Annotated in this window: 20 protein-coding genes; 11 read left to right on the top strand and 9 right to left on the bottom strand. The window is 63.1% G+C overall.

What is annotated here, in order from left to right; genetic code table 11:
* Positions 1 to 142: 142 nt before the first annotated feature.
* From KUL97_RS05480 to KUL97_RS05455, 6 genes are all read left to right on the top strand, one after another.
* Positions 143 to 679, top strand: coding sequence for a hypothetical protein (locus tag KUL97_RS05480; protein ID WP_217795932.1), 537 nt, complete (start codon positions 143 to 145; stop codon positions 677 to 679).
* Positions 676 to 1437 (top strand): phosphatase PAP2 family protein, encoded by a 762-nt coding sequence (locus tag KUL97_RS05475; RefSeq protein WP_254896196.1) that lies wholly within the window; start codon positions 676 to 678, stop codon positions 1435 to 1437. Before KUL97_RS05480 ends, KUL97_RS05475 begins: the two co-directional genes overlap by 4 nt.
* An 83-nt stretch (positions 1438 to 1520) precedes the next feature.
* The gene (locus KUL97_RS05470; protein WP_217795931.1) at positions 1521 to 2978 is read left to right on the top strand and encodes an NAD(P)/FAD-dependent oxidoreductase; all 1458 of its coding nucleotides are present in this window, start codon (positions 1521 to 1523) and stop codon (positions 2976 to 2978) included.
* 45 nt (positions 2979 to 3023) lie between these two features.
* Positions 3024 to 4475, top strand: a complete 1452-nt coding sequence (locus KUL97_RS05465) for an MFS transporter (protein WP_368656095.1) — start codon at positions 3024 to 3026, stop codon at positions 4473 to 4475.
* 38 nt (positions 4476 to 4513) lie between these two features.
* Positions 4514 to 7051, top strand: coding sequence for a glycogen/starch/alpha-glucan phosphorylase (locus tag KUL97_RS05460; RefSeq protein WP_217795930.1), 2538 nt, complete (start codon positions 4514 to 4516; stop codon positions 7049 to 7051).
* Positions 7052 to 7061: 10 nt separating this feature from the next.
* Positions 7062 to 7901, top strand: coding sequence for a sigma-70 family RNA polymerase sigma factor (locus KUL97_RS05455; protein WP_217795929.1), 840 nt, complete (start codon positions 7062 to 7064; stop codon positions 7899 to 7901).
* Position 7902: 1 nt separating this feature from the next.
* Here KUL97_RS05455 and KUL97_RS05450 read toward each other — a convergent pair whose 3' ends face one another.
* The 3 genes from KUL97_RS05450 to KUL97_RS05440 form a co-directional block, all read right to left on the bottom strand.
* The gene (locus KUL97_RS05450) at positions 7903 to 9957 is read right to left on the bottom strand and encodes a PhoX family phosphatase (protein ID WP_254896195.1); all 2055 of its coding nucleotides are present in this window, start codon (positions 9955 to 9957) and stop codon (positions 7903 to 7905) included.
* A gap of 101 nt (positions 9958 to 10058) precedes the next feature.
* Positions 10059 to 11072: an esterase-like activity of phytase family protein gene (locus KUL97_RS05445; RefSeq protein ID WP_217795927.1), complete on the bottom strand. Its 1014-nt coding sequence runs from the start codon at positions 11070 to 11072 to the stop codon at positions 10059 to 10061.
* A complete protein-coding gene (locus KUL97_RS05440; protein ID WP_217795926.1) occupies positions 11065 to 12906 on the bottom strand; it encodes an NAD-binding protein in 1842 nt (613 codons plus the stop codon). Before KUL97_RS05440 ends, KUL97_RS05445 begins: the two co-directional genes overlap by 8 nt.
* 105 nt (positions 12907 to 13011) lie before the next feature.
* On the opposite strand from KUL97_RS05440, the gene KUL97_RS05435 reads away from it, so the two are divergent.
* The gene (locus KUL97_RS05435; protein ID WP_217795925.1) at positions 13012 to 13380 is read left to right on the top strand and encodes a Crp/Fnr family transcriptional regulator; all 369 of its coding nucleotides are present in this window, start codon (positions 13012 to 13014) and stop codon (positions 13378 to 13380) included.
* Positions 13381 to 13393: 13 nt separating this feature from the next.
* Here KUL97_RS05435 and corA read toward each other — a convergent pair whose 3' ends face one another.
* Entirely contained in the window at positions 13394 to 14392 is a 999-nt protein-coding gene (gene corA, locus KUL97_RS05430) for a magnesium/cobalt transporter CorA (protein WP_254896194.1), read from the bottom strand.
* 450 nt (positions 14393 to 14842) lie between these two features.
* On the opposite strand from corA, the gene KUL97_RS05425 reads away from it, so the two are divergent.
* Entirely contained in the window at positions 14843 to 15028 is a 186-nt protein-coding gene (locus tag KUL97_RS05425; protein WP_217795924.1) for a hypothetical protein, read from the top strand.
* Here KUL97_RS05425 and KUL97_RS05420 read toward each other — a convergent pair.
* Entirely contained in the window at positions 15019 to 15276 is a 258-nt protein-coding gene (locus KUL97_RS05420; RefSeq protein WP_217795923.1) for a hypothetical protein, read from the bottom strand. The two genes, KUL97_RS05425 and KUL97_RS05420, sit on opposite strands and share 10 nt — an antisense overlap.
* 94 nt (positions 15277 to 15370) lie before the next feature.
* Between KUL97_RS05420 and KUL97_RS05415 the strand changes: the two genes are divergently transcribed.
* Both KUL97_RS05415 and KUL97_RS05410 read left to right on the top strand, forming a co-directional pair.
* Positions 15371 to 16312, top strand: a complete 942-nt coding sequence (locus KUL97_RS05415) for a CHAD domain-containing protein (RefSeq protein WP_217795922.1) — start codon at positions 15371 to 15373, stop codon at positions 16310 to 16312.
* 89 nt (positions 16313 to 16401) lie between these two features.
* Positions 16402 to 17022: a Crp/Fnr family transcriptional regulator gene (locus KUL97_RS05410; protein ID WP_217795921.1), complete on the top strand. Its 621-nt coding sequence runs from the start codon at positions 16402 to 16404 to the stop codon at positions 17020 to 17022.
* Between the two features lie 4 nt (positions 17023 to 17026).
* On the opposite strand, the gene KUL97_RS05405 is transcribed toward KUL97_RS05410, so the two are convergent.
* The 4 genes from KUL97_RS05405 to KUL97_RS05390 form a co-directional block, all read right to left on the bottom strand.
* Positions 17027 to 18175, bottom strand: a complete 1149-nt coding sequence (locus KUL97_RS05405) for a HAMP domain-containing sensor histidine kinase (RefSeq protein WP_217795920.1) — start codon at positions 18173 to 18175, stop codon at positions 17027 to 17029.
* A 3-nt stretch (positions 18176 to 18178) separates the two neighbouring features.
* A complete protein-coding gene (locus KUL97_RS05400) occupies positions 18179 to 18883 on the bottom strand; it encodes a response regulator transcription factor (protein ID WP_303246108.1) in 705 nt (234 codons plus the stop codon).
* A gap of 68 nt (positions 18884 to 18951) precedes the next feature.
* Positions 18952 to 19140 (bottom strand): hypothetical protein, encoded by a 189-nt coding sequence (locus KUL97_RS05395; RefSeq protein ID WP_217796075.1) that lies wholly within the window; start codon positions 19138 to 19140, stop codon positions 18952 to 18954.
* 79 nt (positions 19141 to 19219) lie between these two features.
* On the bottom strand, positions 19220 to 19933 hold the full coding sequence (locus KUL97_RS05390) for a rubrerythrin family protein (protein WP_217795919.1): 714 nt from the start codon (positions 19931 to 19933) through the stop codon (positions 19220 to 19222).
* Between the two features lie 147 nt (positions 19934 to 20080).
* Here KUL97_RS05390 and KUL97_RS05385 point away from each other — a divergent pair, with 147 nt between their 5' ends.
* Entirely contained in the window at positions 20081 to 21310 is a 1230-nt protein-coding gene (locus tag KUL97_RS05385) for an FAD/NAD(P)-binding oxidoreductase (RefSeq protein WP_217795918.1), read from the top strand.
* The last annotated feature ends 60 nt before the right edge of the window (positions 21311 to 21370 follow it).

The following is a 21370-nucleotide window of genomic DNA, read 5'->3' as shown; positions in this document are numbered from 1 at the left end:
TCGCCCCCGCGATCGTGGATCTGCAACCTTGCAGCACACTGAAGCTGCATCTCTGCGGTGTTTATCCGGTTTGCGCCCGTTTGTTGCTCTGTTCACGGCGTGTGGCCTGGCTTCGCTGTTCGTGGCTTGGTGTGAGCAGCCCGTGCGGTCCCGCCCCGCCCAGGTGTTGCTCATGCGCCATGGCCACAAGGCGCCTTCTGATCGCAGCTACAACCTTTCGCCGGCAGGTCTGCAACGGGCACTGGCGCTGGCCAGCGTTCTACCGGCCTGTTTTGGAGCGCCCACGCAGATCACCACGTATGCGTTGGATGCCGAAACCAGTAAGAACGCCCGTAGTTATCAAACGGCTGTTCCGCTTGGTGTTGCCAGTGGTGTGAACATTCGGATCGACCGCTCATCTCTTCAGGATTCCCGGCGTTCAGGAGAACAGATTCTCCGCAATCCAGCCCTGCAGGGTGGCTTGGTTGTGCTCTTCTGGGAACACCGCCATCTGCCCCTGCTCGCTGCTGGCCTGGGGTGGGATGCCATGCCACCGATCGCCGACGACGATTTCGACACGCTCTATCGCTTCATCTACGCCAAGGATTCCTCAACACCCTTGGTGACCCGCTACAGCCAGGCTGCCTTGCTGGATGGCTCCCAGCGATGTTCGGCGCTCATTCCTCGATCCCGTCCATGACTCCCATCGTTCCCCCTTGCCTTGTGCAGCGCTCGCTGTTGCTGGTCGCTTCCTTGATGGCGATGTCGCTGGCTTCGCCTGCTGCTCGAGCCGAACCACCGGTCGCCCAAGGTGTTGATTTATCGATCGCCCCCCTCAGCCGGGTTGTGGGATTGCCACCGCGTTCGGATAGCGAGCTCGCCCGACAAGATCTGGCCATCCTGCTCTGGCTGCAGGGGGCGCGCACACCGGAGATGGCTGCCAACACATGGACCTTGTTGGAGCGCAACACCGGCAGCTTCAGCCGGGCGCTTGGCGTTGATGTGGTGAAGACCACGCCAACGATCAACGCGGCGCTGAAGGCTTTCCTGAAGCCCGTAGATGCCGTGAAAGACACGCTGAAAGATCGCTATCAGCGCCCTCGGCCGTTCGTCGCTGATACCAGGATCCAGCCTTGCCTGCCTCTGGAGCAGGGTTATTCCTTCCCCTCTGGTCACGCCACCTGGTTTCGGGCCGCGTCTGAGCTGTTGGCCGATCTGGTGCCCGAGCGACGCCTGCGGCTGGTGGAGGTGGGGCGTCATGGCGGCAACAGCCGCGTCTTATGCGGTGTGCATTACCCCAGCGATGTGCAGGCTGGCCAGCGTCTGGGTGTTGCTGCAGCCGCCCAATTGATCGCCACCCCGCAATGGAAGGCGTTCAAGGCGGATCCAGCGGTCATCGCTGAAGTGGAAGTGATTCGCAACGTCCCCGCGGCGGCCCTGCCAGAACTGGTGCGCTGAGGCACGGGTCGCCCGGCTGTGTTGCACAGCACAGGCCCGCCGCTTGCCCCTCAATACCTTCGGCCTATCTGCCTGAGTGCACCATGGCCGAGCGCTTTTTTCTAGAGCTGGAGTCGCCCGAAACATCCACATGGCCCCATGTGGTGGTGGTGGGCGGCGGTTTTGCCGGCCTGCGGGTGTGCCGCGCGCTCAAGGGAGCGAAGGTGCGCGTCACGTTGATCGATAAGCGCAACTTCAATCTCTTTGCGCCCTTGTTGTATCAAGTGGCCACGGGCTTGGTGTCCCGCGGCGATGTGGCGATTCCTCTGCGGATGCTGGTGGGCGACCAACGCAATCTGCAGATTCTGCTGGGGGAGGTGCGTCAGATCGATCCGGTTGAGCGCAGCGTTGCCTTTAACGGTACCCATCTCCGTTACGACCATCTTGTGCTGGCCACTGGTTCCGGCAGCACCTATCTCGGCCATGAGGAATGGCGCGCCTTGGCACCGCCGATGAAGATCCTGGAGCACGCCGAGGAGATTCGCCGCCGTTTGCTCATGGCGCTCGAAGAGGCGGAGCGCACGGTGGATGCCAAGCAGCGCCAGTTTCTGCAAACCGTGGTGGTGGTGGGCAGTGGCCCCTCCGGTTGTGAATTGGCCGGCTCGGTCGCGGAGCTGATGCGGCGCGCCTTGGCGAAGGATTTTCGCCGTGTTGATCCTGAGCAGACCCGGGTGGTGTTGGTGGTGTCGGGAGGGCGGGTGCTCAAGGAGATGCCTGAGCTGTTGTCGGAGGCTGCGGCCGCCAATCTGCAGGCCAAGGGCGTTGAACTGGTGCTGGGCCGGGTCAGCGACCTGCAGCCCGGTGCGGTGGTGATCCGCCTCGTGGATGGCGACGAACGGGTGGTGCAGGCAGCAAACGTGTTTTGGACCGCCGGTGTGCGCGCCTCCAAGCTCGGCCAGCGACTGGCGGACGCCACCGGTTGCGCCCTGGATCGCGGCGGTCGTGTGATCGTGGAGCCCGATTTCTCGATTGCTGGTCACCCGGAGATTCGGGTGATCGGTGATCTTTGCCACTACGCCCACGCCAGTGCCGATGGGCAAGCCATCCCTGGCATGGCTGGCCCGGCCACGCAGATGGGCCAGTGGGTGGGCCGTGATCTTCGCGCCAAACTCGAAGGCCGCCCACATCAGTCCTTCCGCTATGTGGATTTCGGCAGCATGGCGGTGTTAGGCCGCCTGAGTGCCGTGGCCAACCTGCGGGGAATCAAGCTTGCGGGCTTTCCCGGCTGGGTGCTGTGGGCCCTCGCCCACTTGGCGTTTATGCCTGACGACGAAAACCGCATCACCCTGTTGGTGAAGTGGCTCTGGGCAATCGTGAGTGAGCAGCGCAGTTCACTGCTGATCACCGGCCTTCCCAATGACAACCAACCCGGGCAGGGGCCTGCTCCTTTCCCGATGGGCTGGGAGAACGAACCCTCGTTTGCCGATCTCCTTGGCCCGATGGCGGAGGCGGTGGAGCAGTTTCAGCGCCGTGAACATGAACGCGCCTTGAGCGAATGTTGACCTCCGCTTAACGCGCGCCTCCGCCGCCCTTGCCATGGTCAGGGGGTGACTCTCTCCGTCATGGGCCACCCCAAGAGTGTTCAGGCTTTCATCGAAGAGATTCCCAGCTGGGATGACGGCGACCATCTGGCCGGTCCACCCCTGTCCTCGATGCAGTGGCTGGTGTGGGCTCTGGCCACCGCCGGAAAGTTTTTCGAGGGAATGATCGTGTTCATGCAGGGGGTTGGCCTGCCCCTGATCAGCGAGCAGTTTGCGCTCACAGATATCGATGAGGGATTGATCACCGCTGCCACCCTCGCGGGAATTCTGTTTGGTGCCCTGCTTCTGGGGGGGCTCGCCGACCGGTTGGGCCGGAAGCCAGTGTTCATCGGCGAGATGGTGCTGCTGTTGGTCGCCTTGCTGGTAGCGGCCTTGGCTCCTTCGAAACAGGTGTTGATCGGCAGCCTGTTCGTCACCGGATTAGCCCTTGGTGCTGATTACCCCACCGCGCACCTGGTGATTTCGGAGAGTATCCCCTCGGCCATCCGTGGCCGGCTGGTGCTCGGTGCCTTCAGTTTTCAGGCGGTGGGAGCGGTGTTGGGTACAGCCATCGCTGCGGTGATCCTGGGCGCGAAACCTGATCTCGATGCGTGGCGCCTCTTCTACCTCGTACCTGTGATCCCGGTGGCTGGGGTGATCTGGGGTCGTTTGTTCTTGCCGGAAAGTAGCCACTGGTTGATCACGCGTGGTCTCACCACCAAGGCGGAGAAGCAGCTTCGTAAGTTGCTGAATCGCCAGAACTTGCGGCTCAAGAGTGTTCAGGTGGAGAGCGAGTCTGGTCGCCCTCATCGCAAGGGCTCCTGGGATCAGCTGTTCATCGGGAAGTATTTGCGAGGCACAATCCTTGCCTCGCTGCCCTGGTTTCTGCAGGATCTATCCACCTATGGGATCGGCATCTTCACCCCGGTGATCATCGGCCTGGCCTTTGGTCATGTCAGCCACGACCGGAATGTGGCCTCGATCATTCATGCAGATCTGATTGGCGCACGGGGCACTGCGCTGATTGATGTGGGCTTCCTGGTGGGCATTGCGGTGGCGATTGTGCTCGCGGATCGCTGGGGCCGTATCCCCCTGCAGGTGATCGGTTTCATCGGCTGTGCTGTTGGTTTGTCCTTGGCAGCTTTGGGTGGTGGCGGCGATCAATCCACTGATCGCTTGGTGTTGATCGTGGCTGGCTTCTTGATCTTCCAGTTCATGACCAACTTCGGCCCTAATGCCACCACCTATCTTCTGGCTGGAGAGGTGTTCCCTACGCGTATTCGCGGGCTTGGCGCTGGTTTTGCGGCCGCCAGCGGCAAGGTGGGCGCCGTCCTCACGGCATTTTTCTTTCCCACGCTGCTGAAGGCTTGGGGTACCGAGCGGCTGCTGATGGCCCTAGTGATCACCTCCTTGCTGGGAGCGGTTGTCACCTGGCTTTACCGAATTGAGACCAAAGGCCTGGATATGGAAACGCTCTGACGGGTGTCACCACATTGCTCTCTGATCTTGCTTCTCCCATGACCACCACCCCAAAAATCGCGCTGCCGGCCAGCTATGGCGACGCGCAACGCACCGGACTCACCGCTGACGATCTGTTTGATGGCATCACGGAGCATCTGTTCTTCAGCCAGGGTGCCAGCACCACGTCGCCGACCGATCACGATCTCTACATGGCCTTGAGCTATGCGGTGCGCGATCGCCTCATGGCACGGCATCTGGCCTACAAGGATCTGCAACGCCAGCACCCCACCAAATCGGTGGCCTACCTGTCCGCTGAATTTTTGATGGGTCCCCAACTGGGAAACAACCTGTTGATGTTGGGGATTCGCGAGGAGGCACAGGAGGCGATGGCCCGTTTTGGCGTCGCGAATCTTGATCGGATCTTGGCGGTGGAAGAGGAGCCGGGCTTGGGGAACGGTGGGCTGGGTCGGCTTGCAGCGTGCTATGTGGAATCTCTGGCCAGCCTTGAGATCCCAGCCACGGGGTATGGCATTCGTTACGAGTTCGGCATCTTCGATCAGCTGATTGAGAATGGCTGGCAGGTGGAGATCACCGATAAGTGGCTCAAAGGGGGATGGCCCTGGGAGGTGGTGTATCCGTATAAGTCGTGCCGGGTTGGTTTTGGCGGCAGCACACGCACCTTCCGCGATCGCGACGGACGGTTGCGGGTGTGTTGGGAGCCAGCCGAGCAAGCGCTTGGCATCCCCCATGACGTGCCTGTGCTGGGCTATGGGGTGAACACCTGCGGCCGCGTGCGTCTTTGGCGGGCTGTGGCCACAGAAAGTTTTGATTTTCGTGCCTTCAACAGTGGCGATTACCACGCAGCCGTTGAAGACAAAGTGAATAGCGAGACGCTCTCCAAAGTGCTCTATCCCAACGATGGCACTGATGCAGGGCGGCGCTTGCGGCTCAAGCAGCAGCATTTCTTTGTGAGCTGCTCATTGCAGGATATGTTGCGCAGTTTGCAGGAGCGGGGGATTCCAATTGCGGAGTTTGAGAACCACTGGACTGTGCAACTCAATGACACCCATCCAGCGATCGCCGTCGCTGAATTGATGCGCTTGCTGGTGGACGAGCATCAATTGGACTGGGATCAGGCCTGGACGATCACCACCCGCTCACTCGCTTACACCAACCACACCCTCTTGCCGGAAGCCCTCGAATGCTGGGGCTTGGGCCTGTTTGCAAGTCTGCTGCCGCGGCACCTCCAGATCATCTATGAACTCAACAGCCGCTTCCTCCAGCAGGTACGGCTGCGTTATCCCGGGCGTGACGACATCCTCAGCCGGGTGTCGTTGATTGACGAGCGGGGCGGCAAATCCGTGCGCATGGCTCACCTGGCTGCCCTGGGATCGCATCACATCAATGGTGTGGCGGTCCTGCACAGCCAGCTTGTGCAGCGGGATCTCTTCCCTGATTTCGCGGACCTTTGGCCGGAGAAATTCACCAACATCACCAACGGGGTGACACCGCGTCGTTGGCTCGCTCTTGCCAATCCACCCTTGGCCTCCCTGCTCAGTGAGTGTTTGGGACAGGGCTGGCCAGTGGAACCGCAACGCTGGCATGAGCTGGAGTCCTTCGCTGATGATCCGGGCTTTCTCGATCGTTGGGGAGCCTGCAAGCTGGCGGCCAAGCGCCAGCTCGCCAGTTTGATTGCTGATCGTCATGACTTGCTGGTGGATCCCACCTCGTTGTTTGACGTGCAGGTGAAGCGGATTCATGAGTACAAGCGTCAGCATCTCAATGCTCTTCAATTGGTCGCTCGCTATCTGCGCATCAAGAAGGGCCTCACAGAGGGGATGGTGCCGCGCACGGTGGTGTTTGCCGGTAAGGCGGCTCCGGGTTATTACCTGGCCAAGCTGATCATCCGTTTGATCAATGGCATCGCGGATGTGGTGAATCGTGATCCCGACTGTAAGGATCTTTTGAAGGTTGTGTTCCTGGCTGATTTCAACGTGAAACTGGCCGAGCACGTCTACCCGGCCGCGGATCTCTCGGAGCAGATTTCCACCGCCGGCCTGGAGGCATCGGGTACCGGAAATATGAAATTCATGATGAATGGTGCGATCACGCTGGGCACTCTTGACGGCGCGAATGTGGAGATCCTTGAGCAAGTGGACCACGACCATTTCGAGCTGTTTGGGCTCACTACCGACCAGGTGGCTGCCTGGCGCTCTTCGGGCTATCGCCCCTGGGATGTGCTCGAGGCTTCACCAGGGCTTCAGGAAGTGTTCAACCTCCTCGATTCTGGTCAATTCAGCGACGGCGATCGTGGCTTGTTCTCCCCGTTGCTGCAGGGTTTACGGCAGTCGGATCCTTTCTTTGTGCTGGCTGATTTCGATGCTTACCTGCAGGCTCAGCAGCGCGTTGATCGACGTTGGCGCGACCCGAGTGGTTGGAGACGCTCCTCCCTGATGAACACGGCTCGCAGTGGCTTCTTCTCCTCGGATCGCTCGGTCCAGGAGTACGCCGACCGGGTTTGGAACGTGAAGCCTCTGCCCGTTGAGCTCGCTTGCTCGTTGATGGAGCCGTCGCCCCACCAGCTGTCCGACTGATTGAGACGCCATGGCGGTTCAAGACAGCACCCGTGCCTGGCTCGACGGCGTCGGCCGTTTGCCCCAGGGATCTTCACAGCTGGTGATCAGCCGGGGTCAGCAGATTCGCGCGGCTGACGATCCCGATGCCACGCCTTCACAGCGCCGGGCCGCAGCCCGGGCCCGCAGCCGCATGATCAAAGAAAATCTGCGGCTTGTTGTGTGTATCGCTAAGCCTTATCACGCACGGATCCAGAGAAGTGCGGCGCTGGAGTTTTCCGATCTGCTCCAGGCCGGTTCGATCGGTTTGATCCGAGCCGTGGAGAAGTTTGATCCCGCCCTGGGCTACTCCTTCTCCACCTATGCCAGCTGGTGGATTCGCCAGTCGATTCGCCGAGAGATCGAGGCCAGTGGTAGTTGCATCCGCCTGTCAGCTCGCCAGCAGCAGTTGCGGCTCAAGGCGCATTTTGCGCCGCCGGGCCTCAGCCACGGCGAACTGGCTGAGTATCTCGGTGTGGATCCACAGCAACTCAACGAGCTTCAACAGGCCTGGAAGGCCTCGCAGCTGGACAGCCTTGATCGGCCAATCGAGGTGGGCAGCGAGACCACCAAGCTGGGCGATTGCCTCGCTTCTCCGGCCGATGTGTCGCTCGATCAGCAAGACCTCCACGACGCGGTGGCGCGCTTTCGCAGGCGGGCACCGGCAGAGATCGCTGTGTTCGATCGCCTTGTGCAGGGTGAAAGCCAGAGTGAAGTGGCCCGCAGCATGGGGATTAGCCGCCAGGCCCTCAACCGCAGGTTGGAGCGCTCCACGAAACGGCTGCGGCTGCTCGATCCTGCCGCCCGTGAATTGCTTGCGGAATGGGCATGACTCAACCGCTCGACAGCAGTGGTCCGCCTTGATGGCGGCTCACGGCCACGATCCCTGGTCGGGGCACACGCCCCGGCACCCCTGATGGCCAGTTTGAGCCCAAGGGCACTGTGCGCAGCTGATCAAAGCGTTGCCCGGATCGGTCCTCCAAGGTGAAGGCCTGCATTTCGATCTGATCAGGGCGATGGCTGCCGTTCTGTTCGCCGGGATGTTGCACCGCCAGGAACAAGGTGTGCTCCTCGCCGTCAAAGCAGGGCCCGCAGAGTTCGCATTCCATCGGGCCGCTGGCAAACAACACTGCCTCCTGTTGTTCAGCCGCCGATCTGGGAAAGATCCAACAGGCGTTTTTTCCGAAGATGTCGCCCTGAGCGCTGCTGAACGAGCGATCCGTCACCATCCACACGTTGCCTCGCTGGTCGATGGCCAGGTTGTCGGGGTTGGCGAATCCGAGCCCCCCTTCCCAGGGTGTGCCACCGGTGGCGGCCATGCGCCACTGGATGTTGCCTCCGGGTTTCGCGCCATCCGCTGGGGCGTCAGTGAGGCGCATCAGCCAACCAAATGGCCAGGGGGTTTGACCCTGAGGCCCCCGGAAGATGGCTGGATCTGGTTGGCCCGTCTCATCGGAACCACCCATGGTGAAGGTGATCAACAGATCACCACTGATCGGATCAAGATCGGTGTCTTCTGGGCGGGCTGTTGGGGTGGCACCGATCGCGTTGGCGGCTAAGTGGGCATCGATCAAGATCGCTCCCTGCTGTTCATCCCCCTCGCCAACGTAGAGATCAGCCAGGGTCGAGAACTGTGCGCAGTAGCGCTCTCGATCTGCCTCCGTGCGCAGGCGCTCAGCGCCGGCACGGCTGCGATCACTGTGGGGCACCGTCACGCTGGAGGCGCTACTGAATGGCTCCTGATCCATGGGCTTCCAGGGTGCAACCGCTGTCTGCGGGGCCAGGAGCAGCCACCGCCCCGTGCCATCGGCCACGAATTGCGCCACTTCCAATCGTCCGTGTTCGAGGAGCCGTGAGTTGTTGCGATCGCGGGGATCAACAACCGGATCGCGGCTCACAAAGCGGTAGAGGTGGCCGCCGTGCCGATCACAGGCTGTGTACACAACCAGGGGTTCACCGGCTCTGGCGCGCACCGCTACCGCCTCATGCCGGAATCGCCCCAGCCAGGTGTGCTTCACCGCTGGCCGGCTCGGCGTTTGTGGATCGATCTCCACCATCCAGCCGTATTTGTTCCCGGCCAGCCCAAAGGGGTTGCCCAAGCCCCCGATGCGCTGGCGGCTGAATTCAAAGGGGCACTCTGCTGGCGCTAACGAGCTGCCGTCGGCATACACCGCCTCCGGCACCTGGGATTGGAAATTTTCTTCTGCCGAGAGCACCGTGCCCCAGGGTGTTCGCCCTCCGGCGCAGTTGGCGAAGGTGCCGATGATCCGATCACCAAGGCCGTCGTCGTAGCCCAGCCGGTTGTGCCGCCGAAACACCGCCGCTGCCGGGCCGGTGCTGCGCATCCTTTGGTTCGGATCCTTGAGGCCGCTCAGTCCATGAATGCGCCGCTCCAGTGCAGTGGGTGCATGGCGCCAACGCCCATTGGCGTCTCGCTTCAGGCTGGCGACGCCAATTCCAAGATCTTCCAGAGCGGCGGTAGCCACCCGTTCCGCCAGGCTTCGCAAGCGTGCATTGGCTGGTAGCCCAGGGATGTGGGCACGGCCCCCAGCCTGTTTCAGCAACTCCTCCAGCTCGGTAAAGGGCAGGTTGCTGCCGTGAGCTTCCGCATAGCCCTCGCGCCAGATCAGGGCACTGATGTATTCGAAGTTGATCGTGAGTAGCGCATGGTCTGGATTGAGGGGCGTGAAGGCGAGGTAGTCGTTGTTGAACCCCATCACGCCCTCGCCGAGCTGATCTCCCCAGCTCAGCAACAGATCCGCGCGGAAGCCTGGAGGAACGTCGAGCCGATCGTTGAGCGTGATGCGCTGGTAACTCAGCCGCTGTTGCTCGGCATCGAGTCCATCGCTGGGCAGCGGGATTGGTCCTTGGATCGATGGCCAGCGCATGGTCTTGGCTGGCCGAGCAAGCGCTGGGTGATGGCTGGCTGGTCCGATCGCCAAGCTCGCAGTGCCGAGCCCCAGCAACTCGAGCAGCGTTCGCCTCTGCATCAGCGGCTGCTGCCAGGGAGTTCTGGTGTGCAATGGCTGGAATGACGGGGGCTGAGGCGTGCCAACCGGCTGGTTTGAAAGGGATTGCGATTGTCGTCGCTCACCAGCAGCAAGCTCGGTTGTCCAGGCGACAACGTGGGGCCAAGGCTGAGGCCCTCCCAGTTTTCGGGAGTCAAGCCGCTCGCCTGCAGATCCCACTGCTGGAGGGGCTGTTCAAGGTGTTGTGGTGCAGGTAGTCGATAAAGGCGCAGCTGATTGCTCCACTGCAAGGGATCGGCGTAGTGGCGCCAGAGGGTGAGCAGCAGTGGGGGATGTGGCTTCGGTGGATGCAGAACCAGTAGATCGGTCAATCCCCACTGGCCCCCTGCCGGTGCAGCTAAGGCGCCCTGTTCATGGGCCTGCGGGGGATCCCGCCTGGGATCGCGGCCGGCGGGCCAGGCCCAGCGCAGCAGGCGGACCTGATCCGCAGGATCGTGGAGGAGCGGCCGTTCCGCGGCCATCAGCAGGGCTAGGGGGGCGTTGGAGCGGCTCAGCCTGGCCAACGATTCCGGACCGGCGTTGCTCGCCAGGCCTTGCTGCCAGGCCGGTGGAAGCGCGACGGCGGCTTGGAGTTCTCCGTTGCTGAGCGACACGCGGAGCAGCTGTGGCGCCCGCTCACGGCTGCGTCGCCCTTCCGTGGCGATCCAGGCCTGATCGCCTTCGATCACAAGGCCCTCGCCATCCAGCTGTTGGGTCACAGACGGCGGCACCTGGAGCTGCAGGCTCCTCACGCGGTCAGGGTGGCGGCCATCGCTTGGCAGCGTCCAGGCGCTCAGCTCGCCCTCCGGCAGGTCGCTCAACAGCCAGAAGCGTTGCCGGCCGGGTTCCATCTGGATCGCGGAGTACCCCCCACCAGGCCCCGGTAAGGCCAGATCTTGCTCAACGGACCAACCCGCGTTCAGTGGGCAGGGAAGCAGCTGGCTCACCAGTCCCCAGCCAGGGCCCAACAGCAACGCCTGCAGCCAGTCAGTCATTGCTGCCCTCAGGCTGGGTTGGTGCATCGGCCCTGCACATCCGCGTCTGAACACGCAGGCGTTGCAGGTCGCGTTGCATCAGCTCCGCGAGATCGCGGTCCAGGGGTTTGCTGCGTTTCCAATGGCCGTCGAGCCAGCCTTGCACCTGCCCAGGTGCCAGATCGAGATAGCGGGCGAGACACTGCTGCACCACAAACCGTTCATGGGGATGGGGCTTGCAGCGCAGCTCCACACACCACTGGGGTGGTTCGCGCTCACCGCATTCCACCCGCCGCAGGCTGTCGAGGGTGGCCAGCACTGTGATGGCATCCCCCGCCAACAACGACCAATCGAGGGGCGGAATCGCCCGGGCCTGCGGACGCTGGCGGCGTTGGTGACGCAACACCGTCATGCCGTAGCCGTTTTCCACCCGCGCCACCGTGAGCCCGCAGAGCTGATCCTCCGGTTCAATCCTGTAGCGCACCACCAGGTGGTTCACGCCTTGGATCTGCAACACCCGCTCCACACGCTCACCAAAGGCGGTGGCCACCAATGCATCAGCGGCCAGATCCACCGCAGAGATCACCGTGATTCCGCCAAGCATGCGACCCAGTTGATCGCTGGCTTCCATGGCGTGGGCGAGCACCGCCAGCCTGCAGGCCGGATCCTTTTCCTGCAGGGCCAGTGCCGCATGCACGTTGTTCAGGAGGTGGTTGCTCAGTAGGCCAATGCCCACCACCTGGCAGTTGTTCAGGCGCTCCAGTTGACGATCCAGGGCGTTCATCCCCTCGCTGAGACTGGCTGTTTGAACACCGATGCGTTCGCTCTCCAGCAGCGTGCGAATCGGTTCCACCACCTCTGGCCCATCCACGATCACCACCTGCCGGCTCCCGCTCTTCACCCGTTCCCGGCGGCGTAAGCCCAGCCGTTCGCTCAGCAGGCGCTCGAGGATCAGGGCTACCAAGGCCGAGGTGAGCAGGGTTCCGAGCAGGGCGTAACTCAGACCAGCCAGCAGCTGCCACAGGCTGCGCTGCGAGAGCAGCATCACCGGGTCGACGAATTCACCCTGCAGCAGCCCCAGGGTGATCAACAGCGATCGCTGCCATCCCCCCGCCTGCCCGGAGAACAGCGCCAAACCCAGCACGATGGCCGCCACAACGAGCGGTGCAAGCCAATGCATCGGGCGCCGCGCCAGGGAGCCCCAAGGGGGGCGCCATCGCCGGATCCGGCCTGGGAGTTGCCACCAGCTGGCACCTTTGGAGTGCTGCACAGCGCTGCCCCCTTGGCGCACGATGATCCACAGATCGGATCGGCCCGCGGCATTCGGCCGCACGGGCCTGCAGGCCAGGGCTGTCGCTGCTTCTTCACGGCTCACCACGCTGATGGTTTCGCCTTCGCTGTGGCTGTCGAGTTGGATCAACCCCTCATGGGGCTGCACCGCACTGGCCACGGCTCCAGCCGTGAGCACCAGGGGATCGACAACGGCCACTTTCGGGAGCCGTTGCTCCAGGAGACGGCCGATGGATTGCTCGCCGGATCTGGAGCGCACCACGACGTCGGCATCCGGATTCAACAGGCGCACCTGCAGGGCGGCCTCCAGGTTCACCTGGCTGTCAGCGCTGAGCAGCAACACCGATCGGCATCGGCGGATTCCTGCGCGCTCGAGCACCTGGGCCTGGCGCATATCTCCTTGCACCACCAGGCTGATCCGCTGGCTTAAGTCAGCGCGCCGCCATTGCGGGCTGTGCAAGTCAATGGCCCGCAGCGGCACATCGAAGGGCAGCAGACGTTCCAAACAGGCCTGCCCCAGCGCCCCGAGCCCGCAGATCAGAACAGCCCCGTCGCCGATCGACACCCTGGCTCAAGCCCGCCGCCATCACCGTAGAAACCGCCTCAGCGGCTGTCCTTCACCGTCTCTTTATCAAAGCGCGGCAAGGTGGTGCCAGGTGCATCACCTTGCATGAACTCTGGTCTGCTTCACACCATGCAGGCCCTGGCCAGCAGCTTGCCCTTGCGTGCGCTGGCACCGGGTGAACTGCTGTTCGAAGCAGGCGAGCCGGGAGTCTCGATCTTCTGCGTGATCAGCGGCTCGGTCGAGCTGCGTTGGAGTGCGGATGGGTTTGAGCAGTTCGGGCCGGGTGAGGTGGTTGGTGTGGGTGCGTTGGTGAGCGATCAGCATCGCCGCCATGGCACGGCTCGGGCGCTTGAGGCCACGGAATTGATCGAGATGGGCCGTGAGCAATTTTTGTTTGCTGTGCAGGAAACGCCCTTGTTCGCGATCGAACTGATGGCGAACCTCGAGCGGCGGATGCGCGGGCTTGATCACTGATTCTTCGAGGCGCTTAACGCCGCGGCGCTGTCCAATCCTCGAACCAGCCGCGCCGCCATAGGTAGATCGCCTGCATCGTGGCGATGGCACCCATGAGCAGCAGCGAAGCGATATAGCCATAGCGCCAATGCAACTCCGGCATGTTGTCGAAGTTCATGCCATAGATGCCGGCGATGAACGTGAGCGGGGCAAAGATCGTCGACACAATCGTGAGGGTTTTCATGATCTGGTTCATGCGATTGCCCGTGCTGGCCATGTGGGCTTCGGTCACCGCATCGCACTGATGGCGAAGGATTTCACAGCTCTCAAAAATCTGCTCAACGTTCTGGGCCATTTCCTGAAATCCCTGCAGGCCATCGGGTCCCATCACCGGTTGGTTCTGGCGGAGAAACAGCAGGATTTGATGGCGCAGAGGCCACAATTGCTGGCGAATGCGCCGCAGGTTGGTTCTCAGTTGGTAGGTGCGGGTGAGCACCCGCGGCCGCGGGTCACGCAGGGCCGCTTCCTCGAGATCATCCAGCCGATTGGCCATCTGCTCGAGCATTGGAAAAATGCCATCGAGGATGTTGTCCACCATGTAGTGGAGAAGATCGTCGAGATCTTCGGCTGCTGCGATCGGCGTTTTGTGCAGTAGCCAATCGGTGAGTGAGGCGAAGGGCTCACCGCTCGGTGCCTCCTCGATCGAAATCAGGCAGTTGTGGGTGAGCAGCATGCTCACCTGATCACTCACCAGGTTGAGGGGATCCCGGGAGAAGCGCAGCCGGTGCAGCACCACCGCGATCACATCGCCCATGGAATCCACCCGTGTGGATTGTGGAGTGTCGAGCACCAGCGGGCTGAAGGCTGAGGGGATCCGGCAGATCTCGAGCGCCTCGCGGATCAGGTGCGGTTGCCCCATGCCGGTGATCCGCAGCCAGATCGGCACCCGTTGGCTCAAGAGATCCTGCACTTGCTGGTGGCTGTTGAGCCGGCAGAGCTGCGGACCCTCTGGCCACAGCACCAAGGCAGACATGCAGGTGGCTGCGCGCCCCCCAGCCAGGTAGAGGCTGTTGGGCATCTGGCCCGGCCTCTCCTCCAGTCGGCGTGAATCGAGCGAGCCCGGCGTCGGCCTCAGTTGGGGGAGGCTTTGCATAGGGGCGCTCGTTCATCCATCGGCAACGGTGCCAGCTGCTTTGAACCGTTGGATGTGAGCGTCCATACGGGCAGGCCGTGTTGTCTGCCACAGCCCACCTCGCTCCAATCCATTCGAATCAGGTGGCGACAGCCAGCCTATTCATGCAGAGCGTTTTGAACTGGCTTCCGAACTGGCTTCCTTCAGTGGCCTGTTGCATGGCGATTCAGGCTTTCTGCCTGGGTGCCTTGCACGTGCTGGATCCCGCTCAGCCGCGTTCCGATCTTCAGAATCTGCACCGAATGAGTGGCAGAACTGCGCCTACGCTGGTGAAGAGTGGTTTGAAGCCCCGTGTCTGAGCGGCCCGGTCGACAAGACGATCTCCAGAGCCTGGAGCGTTTTCGCGATTGGCTTCAGAGCCTGGTTGCCGCGCAGCAGCCGCTGGAGGAATGGTCGATGAGCCGTGAACAGCTGCGCGAGCGCTGGTTACCCCTACTGCAGCAGCGTGACCGCTCCTCGAGCAGCCTCTATTTCTGAGGTTTGGCGAGCCCTTCAGCCAGAGACTGGCTGAGCTGACGGTGGAATTGTTGATAGTCGCCACTGCTGAGCAGGGTGCGCCGGGTGGCTTCATGCCGGCAGGCGGCTTGCAGTAACCCAAACAGCATTAAGGCCTCCTGCTGATTGAGGCAGAGCAGATGGTGTGTGGATGGCGAATCGGCGACGCAGGTGGTGCTGGCGTCGTGATCCTCTGCCAGCGGTTCTCGAATCAGTGTGGACAGCTTCACGCAGGAAGGCTTTTCCCAGGAACGTAGCAGCGCTCGTGTTCACCCCAAAGCCATAACCATGCCTTAACTCCTTAACCTCTTGATTGTGTTCAGAGTGAGCCTTTCGCGGCTCCACGCTGTGGGCGATCTGGATCAGGCTGTGCTGTCGGGCGGTGAGAGTTGTGGCGCCTACGCAGCGTTGCTGCTGGAGCAGCGTTCGCGCCGTTTGGTGGCCTTGCAACTGGATGTGCTCGCCGACCGCGACCCTGAGCCGCTGCACCAACTGCGGGTGTGCTGCCGCCAGATCCGCAGCACGGTGGAGCAATTCCAGCCGGCTCTGGAGTTGCCCGAGGCGGTGAGTGCCCAGCGCCTGGCCCGCATCGGCTCCGATCTCGGGCTGGCCCGCGATCTCGATGTGATGCGCGATCGGCTTCAGCAGCGCTGGTTGCCGTTGCTGCCCGAGCGGGAGCAAGCCCCCCTGCGCAAGCTGCTCAAGCAGCTGAAGCGCGAGCGCAAGCTGGCTTTCACCAGCACCACCGACACCCTCAAGGGGCGCCGCTATCTCAAGCTCCTCGCGCGGCTGCAGGCCTGGCTGCGGGAGCCGGTGCTCACGCCCATGGGTGCCGAGCCGATCGCGGCCTGGTGCCCTGAGCTGCAGCAGGTGGTGCTGGCGGGCCTGTTCACGCTGCCCGGTTGGTGGGTGGAGCGACCCCATGAGCTGGATGGCGCCCTGGCGCTGCATCAATTGCGCCGCCGGATCAAACGTGCCCGCTACGGCCTGGCCAATCTCAGCCCCTTGGCGCCGGAGCTTTATCAGCCTTGGTTGCTGCAGCTCAAGCAGATGCAGGCCGCCCTGGGCGAGCTGCAAGACCTGCGGGTGCTGATGCTCACGCTTGAACGCCTGCTCGAGGAGCAGCCCGATGCCGCGCTGCCCAGCCTCTGCAGCCTGATCCTTGAGGCCCGTGATCAGGCCTGGACCGCCTGGCTGGCGGCCTCGGCTGAGTTGCGCACCGCGGCGGGCAGGCAGGGCTTGCTGAAACTGCAGCTCAACCGCTAACCCAGCCTTAACCCAGCCTCTACCCGAGCTTTGCTCAAGGGCTGGTGATGCTCCATACAGTCCGCGGGTCCCGTCGGCACAACAGCTCGATGGTTTACACACCAAGCGGTCAGCAAGGTCTTCGCAGTTCGCTCGAAGAGGTTTATCAGCGCCGCGATCTGGTGCATCTCGGAGCCGGTAGCAAGGTTCCTCTGCTGCGCAATCACGTGTGGCTGGTGACCCGCGGCATGGTCAAGCTCAGCTGCATGAACGAGCAGGGCGATGACCTGCTGCTCGGTTTGGCTGGTCCCAACGAGATCTTTGGTGAACCCCTCACCAACATTGATCTCTATGAGGCCACCACCATCGGCGACAGCGATCTGCTTTGCCTGCCGATGGACGAGATCGAGTCCACACCCCATCTGGCCATCACCCTGGTGAAGGCGATGACCAGTCGCATGCGTCAGTCGGAAGCACTGATTGCGCTGCTCGGTCTGCGCCGCATCGAAGAGCGGGTGCGTGGCTTCCTGGAGCTGCTCGCCCAGGATTACGGTCAGCCCTGCGAGCAGGGTCTGCTGCTCAACCTGCGCCTCACCCATCAGGACATCGCCAATGCCCTGAGCACCACCCGCGTCACCGTGACCCGGGTGCTGGGGCTGCTGCGGGAAGAGGGCTGGCTGCAGCTCGATGACCAGCGTCAGCTAGTGGTGAGCCACCTGCCACGCAGTTGATCACTCAGGCGGCGCGCGGCACGAGCAGTTCGAGCAACGCGCCGCCATCGGGGTGATTGCTGGCCCGCACCATTCCCCCCTGGGAGAGGGCAATCTGCTGCACGATCGCCAGGCCCAGCCCGCTGCCGCTGCGCGGAGAGCGGGCTCGGGAGGGGTCGCCGCGGTAGAAGCGCTGGAACATGCGCTCAAGATCCGTGTCGCTCAGGCCGGGGCCGTGGTCGCGTACCGCCACCATGCACCAGCGGTTGCGGGTGCTGATCTCTACTTCAATCGCTGCCTGATCGGGGCTGTAGCGCAGAGCGTTATCCAGCAGGTTGAGCAGGGCCTGGTGGAAGCGGGCAGGATCGGTGGCTGCCTGGACGCTGCCTTCCGTGCCATCGGCTGCGGCAGAGCTCAGCGTTAGCTGCACGCCGCGTTCGCCAGCCATGGGCTCGAGGGTGCTCCACACCTGCTGCAACAAGGCCACCGGATCCACCACCGCCTGGGGGTTGGATTCGGTGAAGGGTGTGTTGTCGAGTCGGGAGAGATCGAGCAGATCGCTCACCAGCACCTGCAGCCGCTCCAGTTCCCGTTGCAAGCGCTGCACCAGCACTGCCTGGCGACCGTCGGCTTTGAGGGCCAGGCTGTCGCCCACGAGGCGCAAGGCGGTGAGGGGCGTTTTCAATTCGTGGGCCACATCGCTCACCCACTGCTCCTGGCGTTCGAGTTGGCTCTCCAGGGGGTTGCGCCCCTGCAGAACCACGGCCACCCAGCCGTGGTCGCCCGGCATCACCCGCACATCCAGGTTGCTGCTGCGCAACGGCCAGGAGCTGCGCTGGGCCATCCCTTTCTCTCGGGCCAGGTTCACCAGGTGGAGCAGTTCATCGGAGGGATCAAGCAGCGCAAACGGTTCACCCCGAAGCCCCAGGCCTGAATCCTCCAGTTCGAGCAGCCATTCGGCGCGGGGATTGAGCCCGCCGATGCGGTTGTCACCGTTGATCAGCAACCATCCCTGCGGCATCTCCTCCATCCACTCCCGCAGCTGGGTGTCGGGTGGGTCGAGGGGGCTTCGGCGGCTGCGACGTTTCAGGCGTGGCTTGCGTTTGAGCCAGAGGGCGAGGCCGGCTCCAGCGCCGCCGCCGATCAGGAAAGCCAGGGCGTGGGTTGCGCTCACCGGTTAGCCGAAGCGATAGCCAAAGCCGCGCACGGTGACCAGCTTGGCGGGGGTGGAGGGATCGTCTTCGATCTTTTCGCGCAACCAGCGGATGTGCACGTCGACGGTTTTGCTGTCGCCGATGTAGTCGACACCCCACACCTGCTCGATCAATTGCTCGCGGCTCCACACGCGCCGCGGGTTTTGCATGAACAGTTCGAGCAGCTTGTATTCCTTGGGTGAGAGGCGAATCTCGATCCCGGCCCGGGTGACCCGGCATTCCCCTGGGTACAGCTGCAGATCCAGGTGTTCGAGGCTGTTGGTGGTGGGGAGCGGCGTGCGCTGGCGCCGCAGCAGGGCGCGGCAGCGGGCCACCAGTTCGCGCATGCCAAAGGGTTTGATCAGGTAGTCGTCGGCCCCCACTTCGAGGCCGAGCACCCGATCGGTTTCGGTGTCGCGGGCACTCACCACCAGGATCAGGGGAGGCGTCGTGCCCTGGCGCAGCTGGCGGCAGAGATCGAGGCCATTGATACCCGGCAGCATCAGATCGAGCACCACAAGGTCGTAGCTGTCCCGGCTGAGCAGATCCCAGGCGCTGCGGCCATTGGTTGCGGCTGTTACGGCGAAGCCTTCCATCTCGAGGGCTTCCGCCACGGTTTCGCGGATGGTGTCGTCGTCCTCCACCACCAGCAGCCGCGCCATGGGTGTGGCGTCGTCAACCTGATTCATGCGCCAATTCTGGGCGTGAACCCCTGTGTTGCTCGATACCAAGCCGTGGGCTGTCTCCCTGGCCTGCCTCAATCCTCGCTGCTGTCGGGGTGGAGGCTGCACTGCGTGAGCGAGGGATCGGTGAGGCGCTCCAGCACCCGCTGCAGATCCACTGGGGAGAGTTCACCGTTTTGGCCCCATTTGAGGCTGGTGCTCGGAGCGGCGTCCTGCGGCTGGGAGTTCGCGGGCGGCCCGTTTGGGGTGAGATCGGCGTTCATGCCGCTCGTTCTGTGCTGGAACGCACACTAAGTCGGCCAGGGGCTGGCGGAGTTGTGTTGTGGCCAGCCCCGTCAGGGTTCAGGCGGCCTGCAGTTCAGCGGGCCGGTAGGGGATGAAATTGGCCTTACGGGTGCCGCAGATCGGGCAGCTCCAGTCATCGGGGATCGCTTCGAAGGCGGTGCCGGCGGCAATGCCCGATTCCGGGTCGCCCACGGTGGGGTCGTAGATCACGCCGCACACTTTGCAGATCCACTGGCCGCTCACCGGTGTGGCGGCCTCGCCGGCGATGCCTTGTCCCTGCAGCGCTTCCAGCGCCACGCTGTAGCGATCGGCGTGGTGGTGCTCCACGGGCGTCAACAGGCCGAAGTTGCGCGCGGCGGTGCGGAAGATGCCGGCGTGGTCTTTTGATTCGCTGATCTGCTCGTTGAATTCGGCTTCAGCGCCGCCGTCGCGGTCGGCGCGGGCCTGGGCGGCGAACTCCGGATACATCGTTGTGTATTCGTAGGTTTCACCCTCGATGGCCAGCTCCAGGCAGCGGCTGAGCACGGCCTGTTTTTGGGCGTCGCTCAGGGCAGCGGGGTCGTCCACCACCAGTTCGGGGTGCAGCAGGCGGAAGTGCGCGAAGGCGTGCTCGGTTTCCTGGTTCGCCGTGTCGCGGAACAACTTCGCCAGTTCGGTATGGCCGAGCTGTTTGGCCACATCGGCGAAGAACAAATACTTGCGGTTGGCCATGCTTTCGCCGCCGAAAGCCGCTTCGAGATTGGCCTGGGTGCCGGGTTTGGAGAGGTCCATGGTGGGTGGGGTGCGCCTGGTGCGCGGGTCGATGCAGCGAGCATAACCCGGCTTAGACGAAGTCGGTACGACTTCGCATAATTTCGGTGCGTGGCCAGCGCTGGCGGGTCTGGTTAGATCTGGGACAGCAATTCAGATCCCAGGGTCATGGGTCATCACCAGGTGTTGATCGTGGGCGGTGGTGCGGGCGGCATCACCGTGGCCGCGCGCCTCAAGCGCTTCCGCCCCAGCCTGGATGTAGCCATCCTTGAGCCCTCCAGCGAGCACTACTACCAACCGGGTTGGACCCTGGTGGGTGGCGGTGTGTTCACCGTGGCGCAGACCCGCCGCCAGGAATCGGACCTCATCCCGGCGGGCGTGACCTGGATCCGCGACGCGGTGGCGGGCTTCGACCCTGACAACAACAGCGTCAGCACCAGCGGCGGCCAGACCCTTACCTACGACGCCCTGGTGGTCGCCACCGGCCTGAAGCTCAATTGGGATGCGATCAAGGGTCTGCCTGAGGCGTTGGGCAAGGGCGGGGTGTGCAGCAACTACTCCAAGGATTTCGCCCCTTACACCTGGGAGTGCATTCAGAACTTCAAGGGCGGCAATGCGGTGTTCACCTGCGCGCCGATGCCGATCAAGTGCCCCGGCGCGCCCCAGAAGATCGCTTACATGGCCGACGACGCGATCAAGCGCGATCCCGCCGTGGCCGCCAAGAGCAAGGTGATCTATGCCACGGCCACTCCAGGCATCTTTGGGATTCCTGCCTATGCCGCACCGCTACGGGAGGTGGTGGCCCGCAAAGGCATTGATGCGCGCTACAGCCACACCCTGATAGAGGTGCGGCCAGCCAGCAAAGAAGCCGTGTTCAAGGTGGCCAAAGAGGGTGAGGAACCCCGCGAGGAGGTGATCAGCTACGAGCTGCTGCATGTGACGCCGCCGATGGCGGCGCCGGATGTGGTGGCCCAGAGCCCCCTGGCAGCCTCCAGTGGCTTTGTTGAGGTGGATAAGCACTCCACCCAGCATGTGCGCTATACGAACGTGTTCGCCATTGGTGATGTGAGTGGCATGCCCAACTCCAAAACCGCGGCAGCGGTGCGTGGTCAGGCGCCGGCGCTGGTGACCAACCTGCTGGCCCAGCTCGATGGCGGCAAAGGCAATGGCTCCTACAACGGCTACAGCTGCTGCCCGCTGATCACCGGCTACGGCAAAACGATCATGGCTGAGTTCAATTACGACGCCCAGCCCGAGCCCTCCTTCCCCCTCGATCCCACCAAGGAGCGCTGGAGCATGTGGGTGATGAAGACCACGATCCTGCCCTGGGTGTACTGGAACCGCATGCTCAAAGGCGCTGATCACGAGAAGCGCTTCATCCCAGGCGTGAAGCACTGATCGCTCACGTTTGGGTCACCACACCACGTTGTGGGGCGCTCTTGTGTTCCTGCCGCTAGT

Origin of the sequence: Synechococcus sp. HK05 (genome assembly GCF_019104765.1) — a bacterium.
Lineage (GTDB): Bacteria > Cyanobacteriota > Cyanobacteriia > PCC-6307 > Cyanobiaceae > Vulcanococcus.
The sequence above is the reverse complement of the archived record's forward strand: the minus strand, read 5'-3'. Positions and strand labels throughout refer to the sequence as shown.